This is a genomic window from Amycolatopsis sp. NPDC051903, from assembly GCF_044452505.1.
In the GTDB taxonomy this organism is placed as follows: domain Bacteria; phylum Actinomycetota; class Actinomycetes; order Mycobacteriales; family Pseudonocardiaceae; genus Amycolatopsis.
In genome coordinates this window covers 272,553-298,900 of sequence record NZ_JBITBT010000002.1, presented here as the reverse complement: position 1 = coordinate 298,900, position 26,348 = coordinate 272,553, and the positions used below count along the sequence as shown (strand labels likewise).

Sequence of the window (26,348 nt, the reverse complement as noted above, 5' to 3'; positions counted from 1 at the left end):
CCTCACCCGGCCTGCTGCTGCCACACACCCCGCTCCACCAGGACCTCCCGCAGCAGATCCGGCCGATCGGTCACGATCCCGTGCACCCCCAGATCCAGCAGCTCCCGCATCTGCACCGGATCGTCGATCGTCCACGTGTGCACCTCGAACCCCGTGCGCGTCGCCGCCCTCACGAACGAGCGGTCCACCACCGTCAACGGCCCCTGCTTCACCGGCACCTGCGCCAGGTACCCGCTCGCGAACCGGCCCAGCGGCAGCAACGGCGCCCACCCGTTCGCCCACAGCGCCAGCACCGACCGCGGCCCCATCGCCGTCAGCAGCTTCGGCCCCGCCAGCCGCCGCAACCGCGCCAGCCGCGAGTCCGAAAAGGACGCCGCCGCCACCCGGTCGAACGCACCCGTGCGCTCCAGCACCCGCACGAACGGCTCCACCGCGCTGTTCGCCTTCACATCCACGTTGAACCGCGCCTGCGGCAGCTCCTCCAGCACGTCCTCCAGCCGCGACAACGCCACCCGCCCGCCGACCTTGACGTGCTTGATCTGCTCCCACGTCTGCGTCGCGATCAACCCCGAACCATCGGTCGTGCGATCCAGCGTGCCGTCGTGGTGCACCACCACCACACCGTCCGCCGTCGCATGCACATCGGTCTCGACGTAGCGGTACCCCTCCGCCACGGCGCGTTGGAACGCCGGCAGCGAATTCTCCATCCCCGCCAGATCGCCGAGGTGCCAGCCACGGTGGGCGAACGCGCGGGGGAGCGGATCGGCCAGGTACTGAAACGGTGGGCGCATGCGAACAGTCTCCACCACCGGCATGGCCCCGGCATGAGAACACGATGGCCAGCTAGAGTCCGGCGGGTGAGGGAACTGGCCGAGCCGCCGATGACCGGTGACGAACGCGTCGTACCGCGCCGCACAGGCGCACCGAAACACTGCGGCTGGTGCGGCCGCCGCCTGCCCGAAGGCGGCAACGTCGGACGGCGCCGCCGCTACTGCGGCCAGTCCTGCCGCCAGCGCGCCTACGAACGCCGCACCGCCCTGCAACGCAGCGGCCTGCCCGAAGACGCCGTCGTCCTCTCCGACACCGAGATCGCCGCCCTCCAGGACCGGCTCTTCCAGCTGCGCTGCGCCGCCGAAGACATCGTCACCGCCGCCCAGGACGGCGCCGGCGCCGGCGAACTCAGCCGGCTCGCTGAAGAAGTCGCCCTCGCCGCGAAGGACCTCGAGCAGCTCCGCTGACCCGCGGGCGGACTACAGTCCGAAAGGTCACCCGGGGACACGCCGGCGGACCGCGCTCCCCGGCCGAGCGAGGGAGGCTTCCGTGCCCGAGACCACCGACGCGCCCGCCGCCTACACACCCGCGACCGAACTCGACGCCGTTCGCGAACTCACCGTAGGCAGCCTGCTCCGCACCGCCGCCGACCAGGCACCCGACGCGCCGGCGCTCGTCGAAGGCGTCCCCGACCCCGCCGCGCGCCGCCGCTGGACCTACGCCCAGCTCCTCGACGAAGCCGAACAAGCCGCCCGCGCCCTGCTCGGCCGCTTCGAACCCAGCGAACGCGTCGCCGCCTGGGCCAACAACATCCCCGAGTGGATCGTCCTCGAAATGGCCGCCGCACTCGCCGGCCTCACCCTCGTGACCGTCAACCCCGCCCTGCGCGAAGACGAACTCAGCCACGTCCTCGGCCAATCCGAAGCCGCCGGCGTCTTCCTCGTCCGCGACTACCGCGGCACCCCCATGGCCGACATCCTCACCCACGTCCGCGCCGACCTGCCCCACCTGCGCGAAGCCGTCCTGTTCGAAGACTGGCCCGCGTTCCGCGCCTCCGGCACCCCCACCCAGGCCCTCCCGGACGTCAAACCCGGCGACCCCGCCCAGATCCAGTACACCTCCGGCACCACCGGCGTCCCCAAAGGCGCCGTCCTGCACCACCGCGGCATCACCAACAACGCCCGACTGTCCTACTGCCGCACCCTCGACATGCGCCCGGGGGAGAACTTCGTCAACCCCATGCCCCTGTTCCACACCGCCGGCTGCGTGCTCGCCACCCTCGCCCCGATCGCCAGCCTCGGCACCCAGGTCCTCATGCCCTGGTTCGACCCCGGCCTCCAGCTCACCCTCATCGAGCAGGAGAGGGGAGTGGTCTTCGGCGGCGTCCCCACCATGCTCCTGGCCCTGCTCGGCCACCCCGCCTTCCGCACCACCGACCTCAGCTCCGTCCGCTACGCCCTCAGCGGCGGCGCCACCGTGCCACCCGCGCTCGTCCGCCGCGTCGAAGCCGCCCTCGGCGTGCCGATGTCGATCATCTACGCCCAGACCGAAGCCTCACCCGCCATCACCATGACCCGCCTCAGCGACACCGCCGACGACCGCGCCGAAACCCTCGGCAGGCCCCTGCCCGCCTGCGAGGTCAAGATCATCGACCCCGCCACCGGCGGCGTCGCCGCCAGGGGAGAGACCGGCGAACTCTGCACCCGCGGCTACCACGTCATGACCGGCTACCACAACCTGCCCGAACAGACCGCCGAAACCATCGACAGCGGCGCCTGGCTCCACACCGGCGACCTCGCCCGCATGAACGAACGCGGCTACCTCACCATCGAAGGCCGCGTGAAGGAGATGATCATCCGCGGGGGAGAGAACATCTACCCCCGCGAGATCGAACACGTCCTGCTCGACCACCCCGGCATCGCCGACGTCGCCGTGATCGGCATCCCCGACCCCACCTGGGGCGAACAAGTCGGCGCGTTCGTCGTGCTCCGCCCGGGCGCCGACGTGGCCGAACAAGACCTCTTCGACTACGTCCGCGACCACCTCGCCCCGCACAAGACACCCAAGGTCTGGCAGTTCGTCACCGAATTCCCCCTCACCGGCTCCGGCAAGATCCGCAAACACGTGCTCCGCGACCACTACCTCGCCGCGCACTGACCCGCCTCGATCCCTCACCCGGCACCGTCGGCGCCCAGCCCGTCCAGCGCGCGGTAGGTCCGGTTGCTCGCCGCCGCGGCCCGCTGCTCCCGCCCCGTCGCCTCGATGTAGTTCTGGCTCGTCGCCAGGCTCGCGTGCCCCAGCAGCGTCATGATCTCCGACGCCGTCGCCCCGTCCTCCGCCAGCCGCGTGGCGAACGTGTGCCGCAACGCGTGCAGGTTCGCCCCCGCTGGCACCCGGTCGTGCAGCCCGGCCCAGCGGTAACACGACTTCACCAGGTACTCCAGCGCCCCGCGCCCGATCGGTTCACCCGCCCGATCACGCAGCAACGGCTCCGCCGCCGGGAACCGCACCTGCGGAAACCGCCGACGGCACGAAGACGTGTAATCCTCGATCAGCTTCGCCAGCACCGGCTGCACCGGGATCGACCGATCCCGGCTGCCCTTGCCGTGGACGTGCAGCCGCAGCTCACCGTCACGCCCCACGACCGACCGCGGCGTGAGCGCTCGCATCTCCGCCGCCCGCAGCCCCGCGACGAGCCCGAGCGCGAGCACCAGGACGTCGCGCTCCGGCCACGGATCCCGCGCCCGCCGCGCACCGTCCGCCGCGGCGGTGAGCAGGCGCTCCGGAGTTTCCTCACCCCGCAACGGTTTCGGTGTCAGCGGCGGCGTCTTCGGCCGCGCCACCGCGCCCATCGGATTGCCCGCGAGCAAGCCGTCGGACACGCAGAAGGTGAGGAACTGGTTCCACGTCGACCACGCCCGCAGCACCGAGCTTTTCGCGTGGTCGTCGGCGAACGCGCCGAACGCGGCACGCAGTGCCGGAGCGGTGAGTTCGTCCACCACAAGGGTTTCCGGGGTGCGGCCGAGCTCGGCCAGCAGGAGAGTGGTGATCCCGGCGAGGTCGCGGCGGTACGCGGCGGTGGTGTGCGGCGAGTCCTTGCGCGGCCGCCGTGCCGCGAAGAACGCTTGCTGTGCCTCGGAAACCAGCATGTGGATCTTGTACCGCACGGCACCGACAGTTCTGCACGGCGGATGGTCATCCTATATGCTGCATAATGGCAATTATGCATGAAACACGGGTGGAGAGACGCCGGATCCCCTTGGGGGACAACGGTTCTCTCCGACTTGATCAAGACGCCCCGGGGCTGCGTTTCGCGGCGTTGTGAGCAACTGTGGCGACCTGCGTTCATCTGTTCGAGTGGCTGCGGGAACCCGCCTCGGGCGGACGCTGGGCGCGGGCTGGGCCTTCAGTGGCCCGCTGGGCACTTTGGCCGCGTTACTTCGACGTCCGGCCCGTCGCGTTCAATTCGTCACGGTGACGAATTGAACGCGGGTCACGGGGGGTCAGGTGGCCGAAACTCGGGGATCTTCGGTGAAGTCTCTCGGCGGCGCTCAGCCGTCAGGCCTGAGACCTGACGCTGCGGCGAGCTCCGACGGCGAGTGCGTCTGTGGCGCCCGAGGGCTCTGGCGAAGCTGTCTCGTCACCGTCGCGACCACGCCCGACCTGCGCCTCCGGAGCCCCTCTCCAGGCTTCCTTCCGCAGGTCAGCCAAGTGCCGATAATGTACATTATGTCAAGTAACTGAGATCGGCCCAGTTCCGGCGAACTCCCCTGACTGTCCGGTCTCGGCGACGATGACCAAGGCGCTCGACAAGCAGCCCTCCCGGGCAAACCGGCTCAGCTGACGCCCGTCCCTGCGGCAGTCCGGTTCTTGCGCTGGTTGGCGTTGAAGCGCGCCTTCTTCTGGCGGTTCCCGCACGTGTTCATGTCGCACCACTTGCGGGTGCGGCTTTGACTGCTGTCGAAGAAGGCGGCTCGGCAGCTCGGCGATGCGCACAAGGCCATTTTTCCGTCTCGTTCGCCCGCGATGATGCTGATCGCGTCGGCGGCGATCACGCTCAGAGCATCTTCTACGCGGGAAGGTGAGCCGAGTCGCCATTCACGATGGCGCTCGGGCGTCAGGACCGCCGCGGCGCGACCCTGAACGCTGCGGTCATTGATGATGTGAACGGCGGTCGCAGGGAGCGCCTCTTGGCTCGCGGTCGCCGTCGCGGCGGCGTGAATCGCTTCCCTCAGGTCCCGTGCGAGTTCGAGCTGGGCGGTGGTGCAGGAGTCCACGGCCAGGCCGTTCACCGCCAGCCAGTCGACGAGTCTCTGCGGCGTGGGAATGCGCTCCACGGCGTTGCCGCACCGCTCCGTCAGAGTCGCCGTGAAGCTGGTCGCCAGCACGCTTCCGAGGCGAAAGTCGGGGAACTCAGCACGCATGGAACCACCTTAGCCCGGTCTTTCGCGCGAGGACCGCTTGCATGCCGGCCTGACGACATGCTAGAACCAGCTTAGCCGGTTCCGCGATGGTCAGGAGGACTCATGTCCCGTCTCACCAGCGACGTGCAAGCGTTCGAAGCCCACGCACCCGACGCTGACCTCGGCGATCTGCGCGCGCGATTGGCCGCGGCGCGCCTGCCGGAGGCCGAGACAGTCCATCGCGCCGGGCCCGGCTCTCGCCGATGGGATCAGGGCGTTCCGCTCGCCGACCTCGTCGATGTCGTCAACTACTGGCGCACTGGGTACGACTGGCGGTCGTTCGAAGAACGCCTGAACCGGATCGGCCAATTCCGCACGACGATTGACGAGCTGGGAATCCACTTCCTGCACCGTCGATCCGCGCGCGCGGATGCCACTCCCCTGGTCTTGACGCACGGCTGGCCGGGCAGCGTTGCCGAATTCGTCGATGTGGTGGACGAGCTGGCAGATCCGAAAGACGCGGGCGCGCCGGCGTTCCACGTCGTGGTTCCCTCGCTGCCGGGTTTCGGTTACAGCGACAAGCCGGCCACCACCGGGTGGGGAACCGAAAAGATCGCGGCCGCGTGGGTGGAACTGATGGGACGGCTCGGCTACCGCGAGTTCGTGGCCCACGGCGGTGACTGGGGAGGCAACATCACCACGGTTCTCGGTGGCAGGTTCCCGGCGCACGTGCTCGGCATCCACACGACGTTCGCGGAGGGGCCGCCCGGGTTGACGATGGACGGGCTGACGGCGGTCGAGCGCAGGTGGGCCGAGGAAACCCATGATTTCTGGCACCACCGCGCGGCGTACGCGAAGCAGCAGGCGACCCGGCCGCAGACCATCGGCTACTCGCTCGTCGACTCGCCGGTCGGGCTTCTGGCCTGGATCCTCGACAAGTTCGCCGAGTGGTCGGACACCGAAGACAGCCCGTTCGAGACGATTTCCCGGGACCGGGTTCTCGACGACGTCACCCTGTATTGGCTGACGCGGACCGGTGCGTCGGCGGCTCGCATTTACTACGAGAGCCACAATTCGCTGGACCCCGAACTGCGGGTCGACGTCCCGTCGGCCGTCACCGTGTATCCCCGCGACATCGAGAAGTATCCGCGCCCCTGGGCGCAGGAGCGGTACCGGCGGATCGTCCGGTGGGGCTCGCCTGAAAACGGGGGACATTTTCCGTCGCTGGAGGTTCCCGAGTATTTCGTGAAGGACCTGCAGGAAGGCCTCGCGGCGGTGCTGGCCGCCGCTCGGTGAACACGGCTGGGTGCCGGGACGCTTCGCGCCGAATCGGCGGTGGGCGACAATGGACCGGTCCGCAGTGAGGAGACACGCGATGGCCAAGTACCTGCTGTTGAAGCACTACCGCGGCGCCCCGGCTCCGAAGAACGACGTGCCGATGGACCGGTGGACGCCCGAGGAGATCTCGAACCACGTCCGGTACATGCGCGACTTCGCGGCCAAGCTGGAAGGCACCGGTGAGTTCGTGGACAGCCAGGCGCTCTCCCCCGAGGGCACGTTCGTCCGCTACGACGGTGAGGGCCGTCCGCCGGTCACGGACGGTCCGTTCGCGGAGACGAAGGACGTGATCGCCGGCTGGATGGTGATCGACGTCGAGAGCTACGACCGTGCGCTCGAGCTGGCGGCGGAGCTGTCGGCCGCGCCCGGTGCCGGTGGCGAGCCGATCCACGAGTGGCTCGAGGTGCGCCCGTTCTACACCGAGCCGCCCACCATCACGGAGTGATCGCGGCGATGGATGAGGCCTTGCTCCGGAGCCTCACGCCGCACGTGCTCGGGATCCTCTGCCGCCGCGGTGCCGGTTTTGCGGCAGCGGAGGACGCGGTGCAGGACTCGCTGGTCGAGGCGTTGCGCGTGTGGCCGGTGGACCCGCCGCGGGATCCGAAGGGCTGGCTGGTCACGGTGGCGTGGCGGAAGTTCCTCGACGCGACGCGCGCGGATGCCGCTCGGCGCCGGCGCGAGGATCTGGTGGACGAGGAGCCGGAGCCCGGGCCGGTGCCGGGGGCGGACGACACGTTGCAGCTGTACTTCCTGTGCGCGCACCCGTCGCTGACGCCGGCTTCGGCGGTCGCGCTGACGTTGCGGGCCGTCGGCGGGCTGACGACGCGGCAGATCGCGCAGGCCTACCTGGTGCCCGAGGCGACGATGGCGCAGCGGATCAGCCGGGCCAAGCGCACGGTCGCCGACGTGCGGCTCACGCGGGCCGGTGACGTCGCCACGGTGCTGCGGGTGCTGTACCTGGTGTTCAACGAGGGGTATTCCGGTGACGTCGACCTCGCCTCGGAGGCGATCCGGCTGACGCGGCAGCTGGCGGCAGCGATCGAGCACCCCGAGGTGGCCGGGTTGCTGGCGCTCATGTTGTTGCACCACGCGCGGCGCGCGGCCCGGACCGCGCGCGACGGGAGTTTGGTGCCGTTGGTGGAGCAGGATCGCTCGCTGTGGGACACGGGGCTGATCGCCGAGGGGGTCGGGATCCTGCAGGCGGCGCTGGCGCGGGACCGGCTCGGTGAGTTCCAGGCGCAGGCGGCTGTTGCGGCGCTGCACGCGGACGCGCCGGTGGCCGAGGAGACGGACTGGGTGCAGATCGTCGAGTGGTACGACGAATTGGTGCGGTTGACGGACAGTCCTATCGTGCGGTTGAACCGGGTGGTGGCCGTGGGTGAGGCCGACGGTGCGCGCGCCGGTCTGGCGGCGTTGGCGGAGCTGGATTCCTCGCTGCCGCGGTATGCGGCGGTGGCGGCGTACCTGCACGAGCGCGACGGTGATCCGGTCACGGCGGCCCGGTTGTACGCGGAGGCGGCGCGGCAGGCGCCGAACCTGCCCGAGCGTGATCACCTGCTGCTGCAGGCGGCGCGGCTCAACGCGCCGGGTCGCTGATCCCTCGGCACCACTCCCCTTTTTTCGCGGCTGTTCGCGGTGTTCCTACGTCCAACAGGGACAGGCTGGACTCCGCCGACGGCGCAATACTCGTGGCACAGCTGCCCGGCACCGTCCACGTGCGACCCGTGCGGCGGCCGGGTTTCGGAAAACACGGGCAGACAAAGGAGCAGGTCATGAGCTTCGTCTCGGTCAATCCGGCCACGGGGGAAGTCGTGAAGGAGTTTTCCCTCCACTCGGATGAGGAGGTTTTCGCGGCGCTGGCGACGGCTGACCGGCGTTATCGCGAAGATTGGAAAGTGCGGCCGGTGGCGGAACGCGCGCGGATCGTCGGCCGGGCGGCGGAAATCTTGCGGGAGAAGCGCGACGAATACGTCGATTACTTGACGCTGGAAATGGGGAAGATTACCCGGTTCGGGTATCTCGAGGTGGATCTGGTTGCCGACATCCTGGATTACTATGCCCAGCACGGCGAGCGGTTCCTGGCGGCGCAGGAGCTGACCGAGGAGCCGGGTGCGACGGTGTACGCCGAGCCGATCGGGGTGATCCTGGCGATCGAGCCGTGGAACTTCCCGTACTACCAGCTGGCGCGGGTCGTGGCGGCTCAGCTCGTGGCGGGGAACGTGGTCATGCTGAAGCACGCGGAAAGCGTGCCGCAGTCGGCGCTGGCGTTCGCGCGGTTGTTCGAGGAGGCGGGTGCGCCGGAGGGCGTGTACACGAATCTGTTCTGCAGCATCGAGCAGATCGCCGCGTTGATCGACGATTTCCGGGTGCGCGGGGTGACGCTGACCGGTTCTGAGCGGGCGGGGACTTCGGTCGGTGCGCGCGCCGGGCAGAACCTGAAGAAGGTGGTGCTGGAACTGGGTGGCAGTGATCCCGCGCTGATCCTGCCGGGTGCGGATCTGGAGTACGCGGCGGAGCAGATCGTGCTGGGCCGGACGTTCAACTCGGCTCAGGGCTGCGTGAACATCAAGCGGGTGATCGTGGTCGGCCGCGAGCGCGGTGAGCAGCTGCTGGCTTCGCTGACGGAGCGGTTCGCGGCGATCGAGGTGGGCGATCCGAAGGACGAGGCGACGCAGCTGGGTCCGGTGGCGATGGAGCGGGCGCTGGACACGCTGCTCAAGCAGCTCGCGGACGCGAAGGCCGCAGGCGCGCGGGTCGTGGTGGGTGGCCACCGCGTGGACCGGCCGGGGTTCTTCCTGGAGCCGACGATCGTCACGGACATCGCGCCGGAGAACCCGTTGTACCAGCAGGAGGCGTTCGGGCCGATCCTGTCGTTCTACGTGGTGGACAGCGAGGAAGAGGCGCTGGCGCTGGCGAACGCGACCAAGTACGGGCTGGGCGGCTACGTGTTCGACACCGATGTCGAGCACGCCAAGGAGGTGGCCGCGCGGATCGAGTCCGGCATGGTCTACATCAACTCGTGTTTCTTCGATTCGCCGCGGATGCCGTTCGGCGGGGTGAAGAACTCCGGGTTCGGGCGGGAGCTTTCGGAGCTGGGCATCGGCGAGTTCCTGAACCGGAAGCTGATCCGCGTGGTCGAGCCCGCCTGATAGCCCTGGGAGAATCCGCTGCTTCTCCCCTGCGTGCCGAAACGCGCTGTGCCCCGGACCGCCGGTCCGGGGCACAGCGCTGTCCGCGTTACGCCAAGTCGAGCATTTCGAGGTAGTGCGGGTTGGTCATGATGCCGAGGATGTTGCCGAACGGGTCGACGACGGAGGCGGTGACGAAGCCGTGGCCGCGTTCGCGGATGCCGTCGAGTTCGGTGGCGCCGGCCGCGAGGAGCTTCTCCAGCGCGCCGGACAGGTCGTCGACGTGCCAGTAGAGCAGGGCGCCGCCCGGTTCGCGGGGCTGCGGGGGCAGGTACCGGCGGTCGACGATGCCGAGTTCGTCCTGGCTGTCACCGAGGCGGAACTCGACGTAGCCGGGGCGGGTGAAGTAGGGCTCGAGGCCGAGCACGTCGGAGTACCAGCGCTGCGCCGCAGGCAGGTCGTCGGCGGAGAAGTTCACGGTGGCCATTCCTCGCAACATCGCGGGCTCCTCTCGAGTCGGGTGAACCCAGGATGCCGGGCAAAAGTGGTCACCCACTGAGCACTTTTTTCAGCGACCACCGGGTGATGCGAGTGGATCGGCTGGTGGCGGTGCTGGTGCTGATGCAGGCGCGGGGCCGGGTGACGGCGGCTGAGCTCGCCGACGAGCTGGAGGTGTCGGTCGCGATGGCGCGGCGGGGCCTGGAGGCGTTGTCGGCGGCCGGGGTGCCGGTGTACCCGCAAGCGGGGCGCGGCGGTGGGTGGCAGCTCGTCGGCGGGGCGCGGACGGATCCGAGCGGGTTGACGGCGGCCGAGGCGCAGGCGTTGTTCGTGCTGGCGGGGCCCGCGGGCCGGGTGTCGCCCGACGTGCGGTCGGCGTTGCGGAAGCTGGTGCGGGCCTTGCCGGAGACGTTCCGGGCGGACGCGGAAGCCGCAGCCGCGTCCGTGGTGCTGGATCCGGCCGCCTGGGGTGCGGGTGAGCGGAGCCGGCCCGGGTTCGTGGACGTGCCGCAGCGGGCGACGGTGAGCCGGCGGCAGGTGCGGCTGGAGTACCCGAGCTGGGGTGGTGAGCCGGCCGAGCGCGTGGTGGATCCGTGGGGGCTCGTGGACAGGGACGGGGTCTGGTACCTCGTGGCGGGCACGGAGCGGGGCCGGCGGACGTTCCGGGTGGACCGGATTTCGGCGGTGACCGACGTGCCGGCGCGGCAGCCCGACGATCTGGCGGCCGAGTGGGAGCGGGTCGTGGCCGAGGTCGAAGACCGGCGGGGCCGGGTGACCGCCGAGGTGCTGGCGGAGCCCGCGCTGCTCCCCTGGCTTCGGCGGCAGTTCGGGCGGCTGTACCAGGTGGCGGGCGAAGACGGGGACCGGACGCGGGTCTCGCTCGGGGCGCCGACGGTCGAGTTCCTCGCGCGGGAGCTCGCCGGCTGGGGTGCCCGGCTGGAGGTGCTGGGGCCGGTTGAGGTGCTGACGGAGCTGGCGCGCCTCGGCCGCGAACTGGTGAGGCGCTACGGTTGACCGAAGTAATGAATCGATGGTTCACTTCTTGACGTGCCGTACCGCCGGACCCCGAAGGTGCAGGAGCGCCTCGACGCGCTGCGCGACGCGATCGTCGCCGCCGCGGTCGAGCAGCTGGCCGAGCACGGGTACGCCGGCTGTTCCGTGGCCGCGGTCGCCGAGCGTGCGGGGGTGGCCGTGGGCACGGTGTACCGCCACTTCCCCACCAAGGCCGAGCTGGTCGTGCGGGTGTTCCGGCAGGTCGTGACGCGAGAGGTCGAGGCGGTGCGGGCGGCGTCGGCGCAGCCCGGTGAACCGGCCGAGCGCGTGGCGGCGGTGTTCGAGACGTTCGCGGCGCGCGCGTTGAAGGCGCCGCGCCTGGCGTACGCGCTGCTGGCCGAGCCGGTGGACGCGTTGATCGACGCGGAGCGGCTCGAGTTCCGGCGCGCGTTCCGCGACGTGGTGGCCGAGCACGTGGCCGCGGGTGTGCGCGCCGGTGCCCTGCCCCCGCAGGACGCGGTGCTGACCGCGGCGGCGCTCGTGGGTGCGGCGGCCGAGGTCCTGATCGGCCCGTTGACCAGTGGTGATGTGAGTGATGTCGGTGAGTTGCGGACGTTCGTCGTCCGAGCCTTGGGAGGTAGCGGTGTCCACCACGCATGAAGTGACGAACCAGGTGCCGCCGTTGGTCTACGACGTCGCGGCCGATCCGGCGCTGCTGTCGGCGCTGGACCGCGCGGACGCGGGCTGGGCGGCCGAGGAGATCCACGAACTGGGCCGGCTCGCCGGGAGCGAGCACGCGCAGGAGCAGGGCCGGATCGTCAACGAGAACGAGCCGGTGCTGCGCACGCACGACCGCTACGGCCACCGGATCGACGAGGTGGAGTTCCACCCGTACTGGCACGAGCTGATGACCGTCGCCGTGTCGCACGGGCTGCAGGGTGCGCCGTGGCGCGACAGCCGGGCCGGGGCCCACGCGGCGCGCGCGGCGAAGCTGTACGTGTGGGGTCAGGTGGAGGCCGGGCACACGTGCCCGATTTCGATGACCTACGCGGCGATCCCGGCGTTGCGGGCCACTCCGGAGCTCGCCGAAAAGTACGAGCCGCTGCTGGCGGCGACCGAGTACGACTTCGGGCTGCGGGAGCCGAGCACCAAGCGCGGCCTGATCGCGGGCATGTCGATGACGGAGAAGCAGGGCGGGTCCGACGTCCGGGCCAACACCACCACGGCGACGCCGGCGGGTGACGGCAGCTACCGGCTCGTCGGGCACAAGTGGTTCACCTCCGCCCCGATGTCGGACCTGTTCCTCACCCTCGCGCAGGCGCCCGGTGGCCTGTCGTGCTTCGTGCTCCCCCGCGTGCTGCCCGACGGCACCCGCAACCCGATCCGGTTGCAGCGGCTGAAGGACAAGCTGGGCAACCGGTCCAACGCGTCGTCGGAGATCGAGTACGAGAACGCGGTGGGCTGGCTCGTCGGCGAAGAGGGCCGCGGCGTGCGCACGATCATCGAGATGGTGAACAACACGCGCCTGGACTGCGCGCTCGGGAGCGCGTCGAGCATGCGGCTCGGGGCGGTGCGCGCGGTGCACCACGCCACGCACCGGCACGCGTTCGGCAAGGCGCTGGTCGATCAGCCGCTGATGGCGAACGTCCTGGCCGACCTCGTAGTGGAGTCCGACGCGGCCGCGACGGTCTCGCTGCGCCTCGCCGCCGCGGGCGACCGAACCGGCGACGCGCAGGAGCAGGCGTTCCGCCGGCTCGGCCTGGCCGTGACGAAGTACTGGGTGTGCAAGCGCGCGCCGGTGCACGCGGCCGAGGCGCTGGAGTGCTTCGGTGGCAACGGGTACGTCGAGGAGTCGGGCATGCCGCGGCTCTACCGCGAGGCGCCGCTGATGTCCATCTGGGAGGGTTCGGGCAACGTCGCGGCGCTCGACGCGTTGCGCGCCATGGCTCGCCAGCCCGAGTCGGTGGCGGCGTTCTTCTCCGAGGTCGAACAGGCCTCGGGGGGCGACGCGCGGCTGGACGACGCCGTGGACCGGCTGAAGAAGGAACTGTCCGATCCGGACGGTCTGGAGTTCCGGGCGCGGCGCGTGGTGGAGTCGATGGCGTTGGTGCTGCAGGGATCCCTGCTCGTGCGCCACGGTGACCGTGCGGTGGCCGACGCGTTCTGCGCCACGCGGTTCGCCGGTGACTGGGGCCTCGCGTTCGGCACGTTGCCCGCGGGCACGGACACCTCCGCGATCATCGACCGCGCGCGGGTCTAACCGGCGCGTTCGGCGGACACGGGCGCTCGCGCCGCGCTAGGTTCGGCGGTCATGACCGCCTCTTCCGATGCAGATCACGTGTCCGCCACCCGGACCGCTTACAACACCGTTGCCGCCTCCTACCAGGAGCTGCTGAAGGATTCCCTCGCCGAGAGCCCGTGGGAACGGGCGATGCTGGACACGTTCACCGAGCTCGTCGGCGCGGGCGCGCGGGTCGGTGACCTCGGGTGCGGCACGGGCCGGGTCACGGCGTACCTCGCCACGCACGGGCTCGACGCGTTCGGGATCGACCTGTCCCCCGGCATGATCGAGGTCGCGCGCCAGTGGTACCCGGAGCTGGAGTTCGAGGTCGGGTCGCTGGCGGCGCTGCCGCTCGCGGACGCGTCGCTGCCCGGTGCGCTGGCGTGGTACTCGCTGATCCACACCCCGCCGGAGCGGCTGCCGGTGCTCGTCGCCGAGCTCGCGCGCGTGCTGGAGCCCGGCGGCCGGCTGCTCACGGGGTTCCAGCTCGGGACCGACGTCCGGCACATCACGGACGCCTACGGCCACGACGGTCTCTCGCTCGACGCCTACCGGCTCGACCCCGGCTTCGTCGGCGGGCTGCTGACCGACGCCGGGTTCTCGGTCGACGCGCGGCTGGTCTGCAAGCCGGAACCGCCGTACCAGACGCCGCAGGCATTCTTGCTGGCCACCAAGGAGAACAAGGAGAACTAGCCGCGCAGGCGGGCGAGCACGCCGTCGAGCGCGTGGCGCACGGCGCCGGGCACGCCCGCCTCCCGCAGGTCCGTCTTGAGCTGTTCGTTGATCCCGCCCGGCGTCGTGTGCTTCCCGGTCAGCGCGGCGAGCGAATCCGTGCCCAGCGACTGGCCGAGCTGGGCGAAGACGTGGGTCACGAACCCGTCGGCCTGCTCCGGTGCGACACCGTGCTCGGCGAGCCAGCCCGCGATGGTGGCCAGGTAGTCCAGGTGGGCGGCGAACGTGGCCGTCGCGGCGCTGAACGCGTCCAGCATCGCCTCGTCGCCCGGCACGACCACTCCACCCACCTGCTCGTAGAGTTCGCGCGCGACCGGGTCGTCGGGGTAGAGCGCGGTGAGACTCTGCCGGCGCTCGGCCTGCGGCAGTGGAATGGTCCGCACCACCGTCCGCGCGGGCGCGGTCCACTCCCGCAGCGCAGCCAGCGGGATGCCGGCCAGCGCGCTGAGCACCGTGTGCCCGGGCCGGAACCGCAGCTCCCCGACGACCTCGCGTGCCACGGCCGGGCGCACGGCGAGGACGATCGCGGTGGCGTTGCCGAGCACGTCCTGGTTGCCGGCGCAGACCCGGACGTTCGGGAACCGCTGCGCCAGCTCCCGGCCCACCGTCCGGCCTCGCGGCGACAGGAACACCTCCGGCGGCTCGGCGACACCGTCGCTGAGCCCGGTCACGATCGCCGCCGTGATCTCGCCGGCTCCGATGAACCCGTAACGCATGTCCCGCCTCCCGGTCCAGGGTCGTCCTGGTGCTCAGCCGCTCTAGTGTGGAGCCGACGATCGGAGGTCGCCCGTGCACGCGATGCACTACGAGATCACCCTGCCCGCCGGCTACGACATGGAGATCATCCACCGGCGGGTGCGCGAGCGCGGACCGCTGCTGGACGAGTTCCCCGGGCTGGGGCTCAAGGCCTACGGCGTGCGCGAGCGCGGCGTCGACGGCTCGCAGCTCAACCAGTACTCGCCCTTCTACCTCTGGCACGACCCCGCCGGGATGCACCGGTTCCTGTGGGAAGGCGGGTTCCGCGGGATCTTCGACGACTTCGGGCGCCCTCCGGTGCAGCACTGGACGGTGCTCGCGTTCGAGGAAGGGCCCGCCTTCGGCAGCACGCCGCGCGCGGCCGGCAAACGCGTCGAGGTGCTGCCGCGCGAAACCCGGCCCGGGCTGATCGTCGAGGACGAGGTGGCGCGGCTGGCCGGGCACGCGCGCCGCGACGGCGTGCACTCCGCGGCCTTGGTGATCGATCCGCGGGGCTGGGAGCTCGTGCGGTACACGCTGTGGGCCCGGGACGCTCCGGACGAAGACCCCGTGCGGTACCGGATCGGGCACGTGTCGGCGCCGGAACTGGCGAAACTGAGGCGTGGCAGGCAGTGGTGAACTCGGTACGGTGATCGTCGGACCGAGTGAGGGAGGACGATGACCCGCTTGCACGAACGCCGGATCCTCGTGACGGGCGCCGGATCCGGGATCGGGCGCGCGACGACGCTGAGGCTGCTCGAGGAGGGCGCGCGGGTGGTCGCCACCGACGTGTCCGAAGAGGGCGTCGCGGGCACGGCCGAGCTCGCCGGCGACGGCGAGCTCACGACCTACGCGATGGACGTCGCCGACGAGGAATCCGTCGTGCAGGGCACGAAGAAGGCCGTCGAGCACCTGGGCGGGCTCGACGTGCTCGTCAACGCCGCCGGCATCCTTCAGGCCTCGCACACGCACGAGACGTCGCTGGAGTTCTGGAACCGGATCGTCGCGGTGAACCTCACCGGCACGTTTCTGGTCACGCGCGAAGCGCTGCCCGCCCTGATCGCCGCGGGGAAGAGCGTGGTGATCAACTTCAGCTCGACCTCGGCGGGGTTCGCGCACCCGTACATGGCGGCGTACGCGGCGAGCAAGGGCGGCATCCAGGCCTTCACCCACTCGCTGGCGCTGGAGTACAGCAAGCAGGGAGTGCGCGCGGTCAGCGTCGCCCCGGGCAGCGTGAAGAGCGGCATCACCGACAACGCCGGCTCCTGGATGCCGCAGGACGTCGACTGGGCGCTGTTCGGCAAGCTGCTGCCGATCCTGCCCACCGACCTCGCGACACCCGTCGGCAATCCGGTCGGGCGGCCCGAGTCGGTCGCGGGTGTCGTGGCGATGCTGGCGTCGGACGACGGCGAGTTCATCACCGGCACCGAGATCCGCATCGACGGCGGCACCCACGCCTAACGGCGCACCGGCCGGAACTCCGCCAGGTCCGGTAACGGCGGGACCACTCGCGCGTACGCGTCGGCGGCGAGCACGCCTTCGGGTGGCCGGCCGCCGAGTGCCGCCAGCACTTCGGCCTCGGTGCGGCCGCGTGCGAGCAGCAGCACGAACGGGTCCGCGTCCAGCAGCCACGACACCTGGAACGACAACGCGGCCGCGTGCCGGCACGGGAGCTCGAAGCCCGGGCAGTCGCACTCCGGATCGAGGTCGCCGATGCCCGGCAGCAGCGGCACGTCGTCGGCCAGCTCCGGTGGCAGGTGCCGGTCCAGCAGCGCGGCGACGTGACCGGCCCGGGCGGCCGCGCGGCGCAGCAGCAGGTCCCAGTCCGCTGTGGACAGTTCCGCCAGGTGCACGCTCGTGCGGAACGGGCCGCCGTCGGCGTCGTCCACCGGCGCCGCGAACCGCCCCGGGCTCACCGTGATCGGCCCGACCAGCCCGGCCACGGCGTAGCCTCGGCCGCGGCGCAGCTGCCGCAGATCCAGCGCGGTGTCCTCCATCGCGCGCAGCCACGCCCGCCCCCACCACGTCCGCGCGAACGGCCCCCGCCCGGCACGAGTGGGGAACGGCGGAAACCCCTGCACCCGATCCGTCATCCCGGCCTCCTCAGCTGCACCAGCTCGGCCAGCTCCGCGTCGCTCAGCTCGGTCAGCGCCGCCTCACCACCGGTCAGCACGGCGTCGGCGAGCGCGCGTTTTTCCCGCAGCAGCGCGGCGATCCGGGCCTCCACCGTCCCTTCGGCCACGAGCCGGTGCACCTGCACCGGCTGCGTCTGCCCGATCCGGTACGCGCGGTCGGTCGCCTGGTCCTCCACCGCCGGGTTCCACCACCGGTCGTAGTGCACGACGTGGTCCGCACGCGTGAGCGTCAGCCCGGTCCCGGCCGCCTTGAGCGACAGCAGGAACACCGGCACCGCACCCGCCTGGAAACGGCGCACCAGTTCTTCGCGCTGCGCGACCGGGGTGCCGCCGTGCAGCAGCTGCGCCCCGATGCCGCGCGCGTCCAGGTGACGCTGCAGCAGGCGCGCCATCTTCACGTACTGGGTGAACACGAGCACCGCGCCGTCCTCGGCGAGGATCGTGTCGAGCAGCTCATCCAGCAACTCGAGCTTCCCCGACCGCCCGCTCAGCGGCGCGTCTTCTTCGCCGAGGTAGTGGGCGGGGTGGTTGCAGATCTGCTTCAGCGCGGTCAGCAGCTTCACGATCCGCCCCCGCCGGGCCATCCCGTCGCTCGCGCCCACCTCCGCCAGCAGCTCGCGCACCGCCGCCTCGTACAGCGCGGCCTGCTCGGTCGTGAGCGCCACGGGCCGGTCGGTCTCGGTCTTGGCCGGCAGCTCCGGCGCGATGCCCGGATCGGATTTGCGCCGCCGCAACAGGAACGGCCGCAGCAACCACGCGAACCGTTCGGCCGCGTCCGGGTCACCGGCCTCGACGCGCTTGGCCCACCGCGCGCGGAACTCCGTGAGGGATCCGAGCAGGCCGGGTGTGGTCCAGTCCAGGATCGCCCACAGCTCCGAGAGCGAGTTCTCCACCGGCGTGCCGGTCAGCGCCACCCGCGCCGCCGATCGCAGCGTGCGCAGTGCTTTCGCCGTCTCCGAGCGGTGGTTCTTCACGTGCTGCGCTTCGTCGGCCACCACCAGGTCCCACCTCAGCGCGGCCAGCGGCGCCGGGTCGGCGCGCAGCGTGCCGTACGTGGTGAGGACGAACCCGCCGAGGTCCTCGAGCGAGCGGGCGCCCCCGTGGAACCGCCGGACGGGTACGCCCGGCGCGAAACGGCGGATCTCCGCCTCCCACGTGCCCAGCAGCGACGCCGGGCAGACCACCAGCGTCGGGCCACTCGCGCGGTGCAGGTGCAGCGCGATCAGGGTGAGCGTCTTGCCCAGGCCCATGTCGTCGGCCAGGCACCCGCCCAGCCCCAGTGAGGTCACGGTGTCGAGCCAGCGCAGGCCGCGCAGCTGGTAGTCCCGCAGCGTCGCCGCCAGCCCGGCCGGTGGTTCGACCGCGTCGGGCAGCCGGGTGAGCCGCTCACGCAGCGACGCGAGCCAGCCGGAGGTGATCACCTCGACCTCGGCACCGTCCACTTCGGTCGTCCCGACCAGGACCGCGCTCAGCGCGTCGAGCGGGGTCAGCGGCTTCAACGCACGGTCGCGGGCCCGCGCCGCCGACGCCGGATCCAGCAGCACCCAGCCCTCACGCAGCCGCACGACCGGGCGCCGCGCTTCGGCCAGCGCGTCGAGCTCGGCCGCGGACAAGGTCGAGGTGCCGAGCGCGAGCTGCCAGTCGAGACCCAGCGCGGGCCCGCCGCCGAAGAACCCGCGCACGTCCTCGGGCACGTCCGGGGCGTGCACGACCGCACGCGCGGTCAGCCGGGTCAAGGCCGCGGGCCAGTGCACCGCCACACCCAGGCCGGCCAGCCGGTCCGCCGCGCCGCCGAGCAGTTCGCCCAGTTCCTCGTCGCCCAGCGGGACCTCCGCCGGAACGGGCGCGGCCAGCAGCGGCGTGAGCGACGGCCACACCTCGGCGCAGCGGCGCAGCACGAGCAGTACTTCGTGCCGGGTCGCCTGATCACCCGAGTGCCACACGTCGGCGGCGTCGGACAGCGTTTCGCCGTGGACCTGGACGACCGCGCGGAACCGGCCGTCGTCGAGGTCGACGGGTTCGATGCGCAGCGACACGCGTGCCGCCAGGCCCGCGACGTCGCGCAGGAACCGCAGCAGCAGCGGGAACGGTTCGGACAGCCGGGACGGGTCGCCGGGGAGCGGGGCGGCGTGCGCGTGCGGGGGCATCGCCTCGGCGAGGCGGCGCAACCACCGTTCCTCGTCCGGCTCCAGCGGTCCGGTCCACCCCGCCTCGGCCAGCCGTGCACCCGCCTCCGCGGCGAGCGCCCAGAACCGCGCGGACGCACCCGGCAGGTCCCGCAGACGCACGGACGCCTCGGCGACCGGCACCCGCACCGCCGGCACCGTGCGCAGCCCTTCGGGCAGCACGACCTCCACTGTCCCGGCCGCGCCCGCCACCGCGGGCGCGGAACCGTCCGGGCACCAGACCACCACGGACCCGGGTTCGACGAGCACGGCGCTCAGCGGCCCGCCCTCCCGTACCGGCGCACCGCCACCGGAACCAGCACCGCGAGCAGCACCACCGGCCACGCCACGGCCATCGGCACCGCGTGCTGCACCACCCACGACTCCCCCGTCCCCGCCGGATTCCCGAACAGCCCCCGCGCCGCCGTCACCGTCGACGACAGCGGATTCCACTCCGCGACCGCACCCAGCCACCCCGGCATCGCACTCGTCGCCACGAACGCGCTGGAGAGGACTCCAGCGCCTGCGCGGCCGTCACCGACGCCAGGAGCCCCAGCACGATCCCCAGCCACACCAGCGCCGCCCGCGGCAGGAGCAGCAAGCCGAACGCTCCCACCGTAGCCGCGAAGCCGAACCACTCCAGCAGCTCGTCGGCGCGGCGGCGGGCCGCCCGGGCGTCGAGGCGATGCAGCCGGCCGAACAGCACCAGGCTCGCCCGCCCCAGCACCAGCTCGTCCACCGCCGCCTGCTGCCCGACGAGCCCGATCACCTCCCGCACCCGCGCGGGCTCTCGCCGAACCGCTTGTGCAGGCCCGTCGCCCTGATCATCGAAGTCCCCTTCTTCGTACGCCGTACTGAGATGATAGCAAAACTCTGTACTACGTACGGCGAAGTACGGGGCAGAATACGGGGATGAGTACGGAGTACACCGGCGGCGGCGATCCGCGGCGCACGATCGAGCTGCTGTGGGGAGTGCCCGGACCGCCCCGGCGCGGCCCGAAACCCAAGCTCACCGTGGGTGAGGTGGTCGCCACCGCGATGCGCCTGGCCGACCACGACGGCCTCGACGCGGTGACGATGCGCCGCGTCGCCGACGAGCTCGGTGTCGCCCCGATGTCGATCTACACCTACGTGCCCGGCCGCGCGGAGCTCATCGACCTCATGCTCGACACCGCGCACGGCGAGCTCGACGCCGAGCTGCCCGCCACCGGCTGGCGCGACGCGATCACCGCCGTGGCCGAAGACCAGTGGCGGCTCTACCACCGGCACCCGTGGCTGCTGCAGATCACCGCCGGCCGCCCGCCGCTCGGGCCGAACACCTTCGCCAAGTACGAACGCGAGCTCACCGCCCTCGACGGGCTGGACCTGGACGACCTCGAACTCGACGCCGTGGTCACCCTCGTGACCGGGTTCGTGCACGGCGCCGCCCGCGGGTCGGTCGACGCCGTGCGGCTCGTGCGCCGCAGCGGACTCACCGACGCCGAGTGGTGGGCCCGCAGCGCCCCCGTCCTCGGCGAGATCCCCGGCGCCGACGCCGCGAACTTCCCGCGCGCCAGCCGCGTCGGCTCCGCCGCCGGCGAAGCCCACAACGCGGCCTCCGACCCCGAGCACCACTTCCGCTTCGGCCTGGCCCGCATCCTCGACGGGGTGGAACAGCTCGTCGAACGCCGCTGAAGCCGATCCGCTGGAGACTGTCGGTCCCCCGGTTTAGGTTCGAGCCGGATGTCGGTTTCGCCGGACGCCGTTCGTCGAGCGGGTACGAGCCGGCAACCGGAGGGAGCTGGGGTGGACGAGAGGCACACCGACGTCGACGCCGCGGTCGCCCGGGCGTTCCGGGAGGAGTGGTCACTCGTCGTGGCCACCCTCATCCGGGTCACCGGCGACTGGGACCTCGCCGAAGAGTGCGCCCAGGACGCCTTCGCCCTCGCCGTGCGCACCTGGCCGCGCGACGGCGTCCCCACCCGCCCCGGAGCCTGGCTCACCACCGCCGCCCGCCACCGCGCCGTCGACCGGCTCCGCCGCGACGCCGTCGGAGCGGGCAAGCTCCGGGAGGCCGCCCGCATGAACGTTCCCGAAGAGCCGACCTTCGCCGAACCCGACGACAGCGGCGTGACCGACGACCGGCTGCGGCTGATCTTCACCTGCTGCCACCCGGCGCTCGCCGTCGAAGCGCAGGTCGCGCTCGCGCTGCGGACCCTGGCCGGGCTCACCACCGCCGAGATCGCCCGCGCGTTCCTCGTTCCCGAGGCCACCATGTCCCAGCGGCTCGTGCGGGTGAAGCGCAAGATCCGCACCGCGGGCATCCCCTACCGCGTCCCACCCGCGCACCTGCTGCCCGAACGCACCGCCGCCGTGCTCGGCGTGCTGTACCTGCTGTTCAACGAGGGCTACACCGCCAGCGCCGGACCCGACCTGCAGCGTCCCGACCTCGCCGCCGAAGCGCTGCGCCTCGCCCGCGTGCTCGCCCGCCTGATGCCCGACGAACCCGAAGCCACCGGCCTGCTGGCCCTCATGCTCCTGCAGCACGCCCGCCGTGCCACCCGCGTCGGCGCCACCGGCGAACTGGTGCCGCTCGAGGAACAAGACCGCGGCCGCTGGGACGCCGAGGCGATCAGCGAAGGCACGGCGCTGCTGGAATCCGCGTTGCGCCGCCGCACCCCGGGCCCGTACCAGGTGCAGGCCGCCATCGCCGCCTGCCACGCCGGCGCGGCCCGGGCCGCCGACACCGACTGGGCCCAGATCGCCGGCCTCTACCGCGAACTGCGCCGCCACCTGCCGACCCCCGTGGTGGAGCTCAACCACGCCGTCGCCGTCGGCATGGCCTTCGGCGCCGAAGCCGGCCTCGCACTCGCCGACGAGCTCACCGCCCGCGGCAGCCTCGCCGGCTACCACCTCCTGCCCGCCACCCGCGCCGACTTCCTGCGCCGCCTCGGCCGCGCCGCCGAAGCCCACGCCGCCTACACCGCTGCGGTCGCCCTCGCCCGCACCGACGCCGAACGCAGTTACCTGCGCCGCCGGCTCGCCGAAGTAGCCGAAAAAACCGTCGCCGGAGTGTCTGTCCCGGCCGAGCCCGTTCGTCGGCTGGACGAACCGACCCGCGAACCGGAAGGGCCGCGATGATCACCCAAACCCTGCGCGTACCCGGCGCCGAGCTCACCTACGACGTCGACGGCAGCGGCCCCGTGCTGCTACTCGTGCCCGGCGGGCCCGCCGACGCCACGGTGTTCACCGCGCTGCGCCCGCAGCTGACCGCCCGCCACACCGTCGTCACCTTCGACCCGCGCGGCATCTCCCGCAGCCCCATCACCGGCGAACCCGGCCCCGACCTGGTCGGCGAGCACGCCGAGGACGTCCACCGCCTGCTCACCGAACTCGGTGGCGGGCCCGCGTCGGCGTTCGCCAGCAGCGGCGGCGCCGTCACCATGCTCGAACACACGCAGCGCTACCCCGGCGAAGTGGCCACACTCGTCGCCCACGAAGCGCCGATCAGCCGGTACCTGGGTGAACTGCTGGCCGACTTCCCCGACATCCCGGCGCTCTACCGCGAGCAGGGGGTCGAGGCGGCACTGGGCGCGTTCTTCAGCGCGTCCGGCTTCACCCCGCCGCCGCCCCCGCAGCACCCGACACCCGAAGAGCTGGAACAGGGCAAGCGGATGCACGCCAACTTCGGGTTCTTCTTCGGCCACCTCATGGCCGCCGTCGGTGCCTGGGAACCCGACCTCGACGCCCTGCGCGCCGCCGGCACCCGCATCGTCGTCGGCGTCGGCACGACCTCGGCCGGCACCCCCGCCCACACCGCCGGGCTCGCGCTCGCCGACGCGCTGGGTCAGGTCCTCGTCGAGTTCCCGGGCGACCACGGCGGGTTCGCGACCGAGCCCGTCCCGTTCGCCGCCCGTCTCACCGAAGTCCTCACGCAGAACCAGGAGACCCGCTGATGCGCTACCTGCTGATGATCGCCGGGGAAGAACCCACCGAGGAACAGAAGATCGCCGGCTGCGGCGGCTGGTCCGACGACCTGCTCGCCCGCGGCATCCTCGTCGGCGGTGGCGGCCTGCACCCGCCCGCCACCGCCACCACCGTCCGCGTCCGCGGCGGCGACGTGCTGCTGTCCGACGGCCCGTTCGCCGAGAGCAAGGAACAGATCGGCGGCTACGCCGTGATCGAATGCGGCGACCTCGACGAAGCCGTCGACATCGCCGCCCGCCACCCCGCCGCCGCCTACGGCACCATCGAAGTCCGCCCGATGCTCTGATCCACAGCCATCAGTTCCGACCCGAGGAGAAGTCCCATGCCGTCCGTGGTGGACCGCGAAGACCAGACCTACGTCGGCTACTGCGCGACCGTCGGAATGGACGGGCTGCGCGAGGTCGCCCACCGCATCGCCACGCTCGTCGCGGCGCTGGCCGAACGCGGCGTCGAACCCACCGGAGCACCGTTCTTCCGCTACCTCGTCATCGGCCCCGGCATGACGAGCCTGACCGTCGAAGCCGGCGTGCCCGTGACCGAGCCGGTGGAGCTCGGCGAGGAGTACTTCACCGCCGTCGTCCCGGGCGGGAAGTACGTCAAGGCCACCCACCACGGCGCGCCGGACGGCCTCGTCGCCGCCACCGCCGCGCTACTCGAGTGGGGCGCGAGCGAAGGCGTGCGCTGGGACCGCCGGCAGGCCGCCGACGGCGAGCACTGGAGCGGCCGGCTCGAGGTCTACCGCACCGACCCGCGCGTCGAACCCGACGCCACCCGCTGGGAGACCGACCTGTACTTCCGGCTCGCGGACTGACCGCCCGCGGGGAACCGGCCCACCTCAGCCGGTTCCCCGCACCAGCCACCCGGCGAGCAGGCACGCGAACCCGCCCGTCGACACGAACGCGCGCAGCAGGTTCCAGCGCACCCAGCTCGTCTCGAACCGTGCCCGCAGCTCGGCCAAACCCGCCGTGCCCCGTTCCAGCGCGTTGTTCATCGGGATGTTCTTCGCCGCCGAGATCAGGATCATCGCCAGCAGCAGCGCGCACCCGGCGATCAGCCACGGCAGCGCCCGGCGCCCGCCGGCCACCAGGTCCAGCACCACCGCGGCCGCGGCCAGCAGCGGCGCGCCCAGGAACGTCAGCAGGAACCAGCCGTTGACGATCGCGATGTTGATCTGGCGCATCGCCGTCACGAACGTGTGGTCGTCCGCACGCGCCAGACCGGGCATCACCGACACCGCGTAGGAGTAGAACAACCCCGCGATCAGCCCGGCCGCGACGATCGCCACCACCAGCACCACTCCGGCCACTGTGGACATCCCGTGCTCCCTTCCCCTGAGGGGTTCCCTCACCGCGTCCACACACCGGCCGCCGCGCTCGCCCGCGCGTAGTCGCCGAAATCGCGGGCCGGGCGCCCCAGCACCCGCTCCACGTCACCGGTGACGTGGGAGTTGCGCCCGTCCAGCACCCGCGCGAACAGCTCCACCAGCACCCGCGCCTCGTCGGCCGGCACCCCGCCCTCGGCCGCGAGCCGCACGAACTCGTCCGGCGAAACCGGACGATAGCGGACATCCCGCCCCGTCGCGGCCGAGATTTCCGCGGCGACGTCAGCGAAGGTCAGCAGGCGCGGGCTGGTCAGCTCCAGCGTCTGCCCGTCCAGCGAACCGGTGGTGAGGGCCTCGGCCGCGATGTCGGCGACGTCGCCGGCGTCCACGAACGGCTCGGTCACCGCGCCGGCCGGCAGCGCGATCTCACCCGCCAGCACCGGTTCGAGGAAGAAGTGCTCGCTGAAGTTCTGGAAGAACCAGCTCGCCCGCAGCACCGTCCACGCCGCACCCGACTCGCGCACCACCCCCTCGCTCACGGCCGCGTCCTCCTCGCCACGGCCTGACAGCAGCACGATCCGCTCGGCCCCCGCCGTCACCGCCCGTGCGCAGAACTCCCGGATCACCGGCGCCGCCCACGGCACCACCAGATCCGGGTAGAAGGTCACGTAAACCGCGGAGACGCCCTCGAGCACCGGCGCCCACGTCGTCTCGTCCGCCCAGTCGAACCGCGGCTCGCTGCCCCGCGACACCGCCCGCACCTCGACGCCGCGCGCAGCCAGCCGCTGCGTCACCCGGCGCCCCGTCTTGCCCGTACCGCCCAGAACCAGAGTCGTTTTCGTCATGAGTGTCAGTGAAGCCCGAACCGGTGAGACGCTCCATCGTTCATCAGCTCGATGCCATGCGTCAGCGTCTACACTCACGCCATGGATCCGCTCGCGGCTCTCCTCGACGGCCCCCGCGCGCACGGCGCGTTCCTCCTGCGCTCGGTGCTGAACCCGCCGTGGTCGCTGCGCATCGAGGACGAAGCACCGCTGACGCTCGTCGCCGTCGTCACCGGCGACGCCTGGGTCGTGCCCGACGGCGGCGACGCCACCCATCTCGGCGAGGGCGACGTCGCCATCGTCCGCGGCCCCGACCCGTACCTGTTCGCCGACGACCCGGCCACCCCGCCGCAGGCGGTGATCCTGCCCGGCCAGGAATGCCGCACCCCCGGCGGCGAGCACCTCACCGACCTCGTCGACACCGGCGTCCGCACCTGGGGCAGCGACACCGGTGACACCGGCGGCTCTTCGGTGCTGCTCACCGGCACCTACCCCCACGTCGGCGAAGTGTCGAAACGGCTGCTCACCGCACTGCCGCAGGTGCTCGTCGTGCGCGCGGCCGACTGGGACAGCCCCCTCGTGCCGTTGCTGGCCGACGAGATCGGCAAGGACGTGCCCGGCCAGGCCGCGGTGCTCGACCGGCTGTTGGACCTGCTGCTCATCGCCGTGCTGCGCACCTGGTTCGCCCGCCCCGGCTCAGCCACACCGGCCTGGTACCGCGCGCATGACGACCCCGTCGCCGGTCGCGCCCTGCGGCTGCTGCAGGACCGGCCCGCCCACCCCTGGACGGTCGCCGGGCTCGCCGGCGAAACCGGCGTCTCGCGCGCCGCGCTGGCCCGCCGCTTCACCAGCGCCGTCGGGGAACCGCCGATGGCCTACCTCGCCGCCTTCCGCCTCGCCCTGGCCGCCGACCTGCTGCGCAGACACCCCGACGCCACCATCGGCGCCATCGCCCACCGGGTCGGCTACGGCAGCGCGTTCGCGCTCAGCGCCGCGTTCAAACGCCAATACGGCCGCAGCCCCCAGCAGTACCGCACCCGCGTGCCCGCGTGACGGTC

At 71.9% G+C, this 26,348-nt stretch carries 27 protein-coding genes and 1 pseudogene; 18 read left to right on the top strand and 10 right to left on the bottom strand.

Going from position 1 to position 26,348, the window contains the following annotated elements:
- Positions 1 to 2 precede the first annotated feature (2 nt).
- The gene (locus ACIA77_RS05660; RefSeq protein WP_395884601.1) at positions 3 to 791 is read right to left on the bottom strand and encodes a glycerophosphodiester phosphodiesterase; all 789 of its coding nucleotides are present in this window, start codon (positions 789 to 791) and stop codon (positions 3 to 5) included.
- A 90-nt stretch (positions 792 to 881) separates the two neighbouring features.
- Here ACIA77_RS05660 and ACIA77_RS05655 point away from each other — a divergent pair, with 90 nt between their 5' ends.
- Complete coding sequence (locus ACIA77_RS05655) at positions 882 to 1,238, top strand: hypothetical protein (protein ID WP_395884991.1); 357 nt, start codon at positions 882 to 884, stop codon at positions 1,236 to 1,238.
- An 82-nt stretch (positions 1,239 to 1,320) separates the two neighbouring features.
- A complete protein-coding gene (locus tag ACIA77_RS05650) occupies positions 1,321 to 2,928 on the top strand; it encodes an AMP-binding protein (protein ID WP_395884600.1) in 1,608 nt (535 codons plus the stop codon).
- Between the two features lie 14 nt (positions 2,929 to 2,942).
- Here ACIA77_RS05650 and ACIA77_RS05645 read toward each other — a convergent pair whose 3' ends face one another.
- Together ACIA77_RS05645 and ACIA77_RS05640 are read right to left on the bottom strand one after the other, a co-directional pair.
- Complete coding sequence (locus tag ACIA77_RS05645) at positions 2,943 to 3,938, bottom strand: tyrosine-type recombinase/integrase (RefSeq protein WP_395884599.1); 996 nt, start codon at positions 3,936 to 3,938, stop codon at positions 2,943 to 2,945.
- Between the two features lie 669 nt (positions 3,939 to 4,607).
- Positions 4,608 to 5,195 (bottom strand): CGNR zinc finger domain-containing protein, encoded by a 588-nt coding sequence (locus ACIA77_RS05640; RefSeq protein WP_395884598.1) that lies wholly within the window; start codon positions 5,193 to 5,195, stop codon positions 4,608 to 4,610.
- A gap of 102 nt (positions 5,196 to 5,297) precedes the next feature.
- Here ACIA77_RS05640 and ACIA77_RS05635 point away from each other — a divergent pair, with 102 nt between their 5' ends.
- From ACIA77_RS05635 to ACIA77_RS05620, 4 genes are all read left to right on the top strand, one after another.
- Positions 5,298 to 6,470 (top strand): epoxide hydrolase family protein, encoded by a 1,173-nt coding sequence (locus ACIA77_RS05635; RefSeq protein WP_395884597.1) that lies wholly within the window; start codon positions 5,298 to 5,300, stop codon positions 6,468 to 6,470.
- A 79-nt stretch (positions 6,471 to 6,549) separates the two neighbouring features.
- Entirely contained in the window at positions 6,550 to 6,957 is a 408-nt protein-coding gene (locus tag ACIA77_RS05630; protein WP_395884596.1) for a YciI family protein, read from the top strand.
- 8 nt (positions 6,958 to 6,965) lie between these two features.
- Positions 6,966 to 8,108, top strand: coding sequence for an RNA polymerase sigma factor (locus ACIA77_RS05625; RefSeq protein ID WP_395884595.1), 1,143 nt, complete (start codon positions 6,966 to 6,968; stop codon positions 8,106 to 8,108).
- A gap of 176 nt (positions 8,109 to 8,284) precedes the next feature.
- Entirely contained in the window at positions 8,285 to 9,661 is a 1,377-nt protein-coding gene (locus ACIA77_RS05620) for an aldehyde dehydrogenase family protein (RefSeq protein WP_395884594.1), read from the top strand.
- 88 nt (positions 9,662 to 9,749) lie between these two features.
- Here the strand turns inward: ACIA77_RS05620 and ACIA77_RS05615 are convergent, their stop codons facing one another.
- Positions 9,750 to 10,139 carry a VOC family protein gene (locus tag ACIA77_RS05615; protein WP_395884593.1) on the bottom strand — a complete coding sequence of 130 codons (390 nt, stop codon included), beginning with the start codon at positions 10,137 to 10,139 and terminating at the stop codon, positions 9,750 to 9,752.
- Between the two features lie 86 nt (positions 10,140 to 10,225).
- Between ACIA77_RS05615 and ACIA77_RS05610 the strand changes: the two genes are divergently transcribed.
- From ACIA77_RS05610 to ACIA77_RS05595, 4 genes are read left to right on the top strand one after another with little or no spacing between them, the layout of a single operon-like run.
- On the top strand, positions 10,226 to 11,152 hold the full coding sequence (locus tag ACIA77_RS05610; protein WP_395884592.1) for a helix-turn-helix transcriptional regulator: 927 nt from the start codon (positions 10,226 to 10,228) through the stop codon (positions 11,150 to 11,152).
- 33 nt (positions 11,153 to 11,185) lie between these two features.
- A complete protein-coding gene (locus tag ACIA77_RS05605; RefSeq protein ID WP_395884591.1) occupies positions 11,186 to 11,791 on the top strand; it encodes a TetR/AcrR family transcriptional regulator in 606 nt (201 codons plus the stop codon).
- Complete coding sequence (locus ACIA77_RS05600; RefSeq protein ID WP_395884590.1) at positions 11,775 to 13,391, top strand: acyl-CoA dehydrogenase family protein; 1,617 nt, start codon at positions 11,775 to 11,777, stop codon at positions 13,389 to 13,391. Before ACIA77_RS05605 ends, ACIA77_RS05600 begins: the two co-directional genes overlap by 17 nt.
- 51 nt (positions 13,392 to 13,442) lie before the next feature.
- Positions 13,443 to 14,105, top strand: a complete 663-nt coding sequence (locus tag ACIA77_RS05595; protein WP_395884589.1) for a class I SAM-dependent methyltransferase — start codon at positions 13,443 to 13,445, stop codon at positions 14,103 to 14,105.
- Here the strand turns inward: ACIA77_RS05595 and ACIA77_RS05590 are convergent.
- Positions 14,102 to 14,860, bottom strand: a complete 759-nt coding sequence (locus tag ACIA77_RS05590) for an NAD(P)-binding domain-containing protein (protein ID WP_395884588.1) — start codon at positions 14,858 to 14,860, stop codon at positions 14,102 to 14,104. The genes ACIA77_RS05595 and ACIA77_RS05590 overlap by 4 nt on opposite strands.
- Positions 14,861 to 14,942: 82 nt before the next feature.
- On the opposite strand from ACIA77_RS05590, the gene ACIA77_RS05585 reads away from it, so the two are divergent.
- The gene (locus ACIA77_RS05585; RefSeq protein WP_395884990.1) at positions 14,943 to 15,518 is read left to right on the top strand and encodes a DUF4865 family protein; all 576 of its coding nucleotides are present in this window, start codon (positions 14,943 to 14,945) and stop codon (positions 15,516 to 15,518) included.
- 39 nt (positions 15,519 to 15,557) lie between these two features.
- Positions 15,558 to 16,340, top strand: a complete 783-nt coding sequence (locus ACIA77_RS05580) for an SDR family NAD(P)-dependent oxidoreductase (protein WP_395884587.1) — start codon at positions 15,558 to 15,560, stop codon at positions 16,338 to 16,340.
- Here the strand turns inward: ACIA77_RS05580 and ACIA77_RS05575 are convergent.
- The 3 genes and pseudogenes from ACIA77_RS05575 to ACIA77_RS05565 form a co-directional block, all read right to left on the bottom strand.
- Positions 16,337 to 16,972: an SWIM zinc finger family protein gene (locus tag ACIA77_RS05575; protein WP_395884586.1), complete on the bottom strand. Its 636-nt coding sequence runs from the start codon at positions 16,970 to 16,972 to the stop codon at positions 16,337 to 16,339. The genes ACIA77_RS05580 and ACIA77_RS05575 overlap by 4 nt on opposite strands.
- On the bottom strand, positions 16,969 to 19,449 hold the full coding sequence (locus tag ACIA77_RS05570; RefSeq protein ID WP_395884585.1) for a DEAD/DEAH box helicase: 2,481 nt from the start codon (positions 19,447 to 19,449) through the stop codon (positions 16,969 to 16,971). Before ACIA77_RS05570 ends, ACIA77_RS05575 begins: the two co-directional genes overlap by 4 nt.
- Positions 19,450 to 19,454: 5 nt before the next feature.
- Positions 19,455 to 19,810: pseudogene (locus tag ACIA77_RS05565) on the bottom strand (ABC transporter permease); the annotation flags it as partial.
- 281 nt (positions 19,811 to 20,091) lie between these two features.
- On the opposite strand from ACIA77_RS05565, the gene ACIA77_RS05560 reads away from it, so the two are divergent.
- The 5 genes from ACIA77_RS05560 (at position 20,092) to ACIA77_RS05540 (ending at position 23,956) form a co-directional block, all read left to right on the top strand.
- Positions 20,092 to 20,853, top strand: a complete 762-nt coding sequence (locus tag ACIA77_RS05560) for a TetR/AcrR family transcriptional regulator (RefSeq protein ID WP_395884584.1) — start codon at positions 20,092 to 20,094, stop codon at positions 20,851 to 20,853.
- Positions 20,854 to 20,964: 111 nt separating this feature from the next.
- On the top strand, positions 20,965 to 22,299 hold the full coding sequence (locus ACIA77_RS05555) for an RNA polymerase sigma factor (protein WP_395884583.1): 1,335 nt from the start codon (positions 20,965 to 20,967) through the stop codon (positions 22,297 to 22,299).
- Entirely contained in the window at positions 22,296 to 23,114 is an 819-nt protein-coding gene (locus ACIA77_RS05550) for an alpha/beta fold hydrolase (RefSeq protein ID WP_395884582.1), read from the top strand. The genes ACIA77_RS05555 and ACIA77_RS05550 overlap by 4 nt, the downstream gene beginning before the upstream one ends.
- Positions 23,114 to 23,431, top strand: a complete 318-nt coding sequence (locus tag ACIA77_RS05545) for a YciI family protein (protein ID WP_395884581.1) — start codon at positions 23,114 to 23,116, stop codon at positions 23,429 to 23,431. The genes ACIA77_RS05550 and ACIA77_RS05545 overlap by 1 nt, the downstream gene beginning before the upstream one ends.
- 36 nt (positions 23,432 to 23,467) lie before the next feature.
- Positions 23,468 to 23,956 (top strand): GyrI-like domain-containing protein, encoded by a 489-nt coding sequence (locus ACIA77_RS05540; RefSeq protein ID WP_395884580.1) that lies wholly within the window; start codon positions 23,468 to 23,470, stop codon positions 23,954 to 23,956.
- A gap of 24 nt (positions 23,957 to 23,980) precedes the next feature.
- On the opposite strand, the gene ACIA77_RS05535 is transcribed toward ACIA77_RS05540, so the two are convergent.
- Both ACIA77_RS05535 and ACIA77_RS05530 read right to left on the bottom strand, forming a co-directional pair.
- Positions 23,981 to 24,460: a DUF1772 domain-containing protein gene (locus ACIA77_RS05535; RefSeq protein ID WP_395884579.1), complete on the bottom strand. Its 480-nt coding sequence runs from the start codon at positions 24,458 to 24,460 to the stop codon at positions 23,981 to 23,983.
- Between the two features lie 29 nt (positions 24,461 to 24,489).
- Positions 24,490 to 25,311 (bottom strand): NmrA family transcriptional regulator, encoded by an 822-nt coding sequence (locus ACIA77_RS05530; RefSeq protein ID WP_395884578.1) that lies wholly within the window; start codon positions 25,309 to 25,311, stop codon positions 24,490 to 24,492.
- An 81-nt stretch (positions 25,312 to 25,392) separates the two neighbouring features.
- On the opposite strand from ACIA77_RS05530, the gene ACIA77_RS05525 reads away from it, so the two are divergent.
- Complete coding sequence (locus tag ACIA77_RS05525) at positions 25,393 to 26,343, top strand: AraC family transcriptional regulator (RefSeq protein ID WP_395884577.1); 951 nt, start codon at positions 25,393 to 25,395, stop codon at positions 26,341 to 26,343.
- The last annotated feature ends 5 nt before the right edge of the window (positions 26,344 to 26,348 follow it).

Excerpts from the sequence above, each read along its gene's own strand:
- ACIA77_RS05580 (WP_395884587.1), top strand. The coding sequence starts at position 15,558 with ATGACCCGCTTGCACGAACGCCGGATCCTCGTGACGGGCGCCGGATCC.
- ACIA77_RS05525 (WP_395884577.1), top strand. The coding sequence starts at position 25,393 with ATGGATCCGCTCGCGGCTCTCCTCGACGGCCCCCGCGCGCACGGCGCG.
- ACIA77_RS05610 (WP_395884592.1), top strand. The coding sequence starts at position 10,226 with ATGCGAGTGGATCGGCTGGTGGCGGTGCTGGTGCTGATGCAGGCGCGG.
- ACIA77_RS05530 (WP_395884578.1), bottom strand. The coding sequence starts at position 25,311 with ATGACGAAAACGACTCTGGTTCTGGGCGGTACGGGCAAGACGGGGCGC.
- ACIA77_RS05550 (WP_395884582.1), top strand. The coding sequence starts at position 22,296 with ATGATCACCCAAACCCTGCGCGTACCCGGCGCCGAGCTCACCTACGAC.
- ACIA77_RS05635 (WP_395884597.1), top strand. The coding sequence starts at position 5,298 with ATGTCCCGTCTCACCAGCGACGTGCAAGCGTTCGAAGCCCACGCACCC.
- ACIA77_RS05620 (WP_395884594.1), top strand. The coding sequence starts at position 8,285 with ATGAGCTTCGTCTCGGTCAATCCGGCCACGGGGGAAGTCGTGAAGGAG.
- ACIA77_RS05615 (WP_395884593.1), bottom strand. The coding sequence starts at position 10,139 with ATGTTGCGAGGAATGGCCACCGTGAACTTCTCCGCCGACGACCTGCCT.
- ACIA77_RS05545 (WP_395884581.1), top strand. The coding sequence starts at position 23,114 with ATGCGCTACCTGCTGATGATCGCCGGGGAAGAACCCACCGAGGAACAG.
- ACIA77_RS05660 (WP_395884601.1), bottom strand. The coding sequence starts at position 791 with ATGCGCCCACCGTTTCAGTACCTGGCCGATCCGCTCCCCCGCGCGTTC.
- ACIA77_RS05540 (WP_395884580.1), top strand. The coding sequence starts at position 23,468 with ATGCCGTCCGTGGTGGACCGCGAAGACCAGACCTACGTCGGCTACTGC.
- ACIA77_RS05535 (WP_395884579.1), bottom strand. The coding sequence starts at position 24,460 with ATGTCCACAGTGGCCGGAGTGGTGCTGGTGGTGGCGATCGTCGCGGCC.
- ACIA77_RS05575 (WP_395884586.1), bottom strand. The coding sequence starts at position 16,972 with ATGACGGATCGGGTGCAGGGGTTTCCGCCGTTCCCCACTCGTGCCGGG.
- ACIA77_RS05590 (WP_395884588.1), bottom strand. The coding sequence starts at position 14,860 with ATGCGTTACGGGTTCATCGGAGCCGGCGAGATCACGGCGGCGATCGTG.
- ACIA77_RS05630 (WP_395884596.1), top strand. The coding sequence starts at position 6,550 with ATGGCCAAGTACCTGCTGTTGAAGCACTACCGCGGCGCCCCGGCTCCG.
- ACIA77_RS05585 (WP_395884990.1), top strand. The coding sequence starts at position 14,943 with ATGCACTACGAGATCACCCTGCCCGCCGGCTACGACATGGAGATCATC.
- ACIA77_RS05640 (WP_395884598.1), bottom strand. The coding sequence starts at position 5,195 with ATGCGTGCTGAGTTCCCCGACTTTCGCCTCGGAAGCGTGCTGGCGACC.
- ACIA77_RS05560 (WP_395884584.1), top strand. The coding sequence starts at position 20,092 with ATGAGTACGGAGTACACCGGCGGCGGCGATCCGCGGCGCACGATCGAG.
- ACIA77_RS05625 (WP_395884595.1), top strand. The coding sequence starts at position 6,966 with ATGGATGAGGCCTTGCTCCGGAGCCTCACGCCGCACGTGCTCGGGATC.
- ACIA77_RS05595 (WP_395884589.1), top strand. The coding sequence starts at position 13,443 with ATGACCGCCTCTTCCGATGCAGATCACGTGTCCGCCACCCGGACCGCT.
- ACIA77_RS05655 (WP_395884991.1), top strand. The coding sequence starts at position 882 with ATGACCGGTGACGAACGCGTCGTACCGCGCCGCACAGGCGCACCGAAA.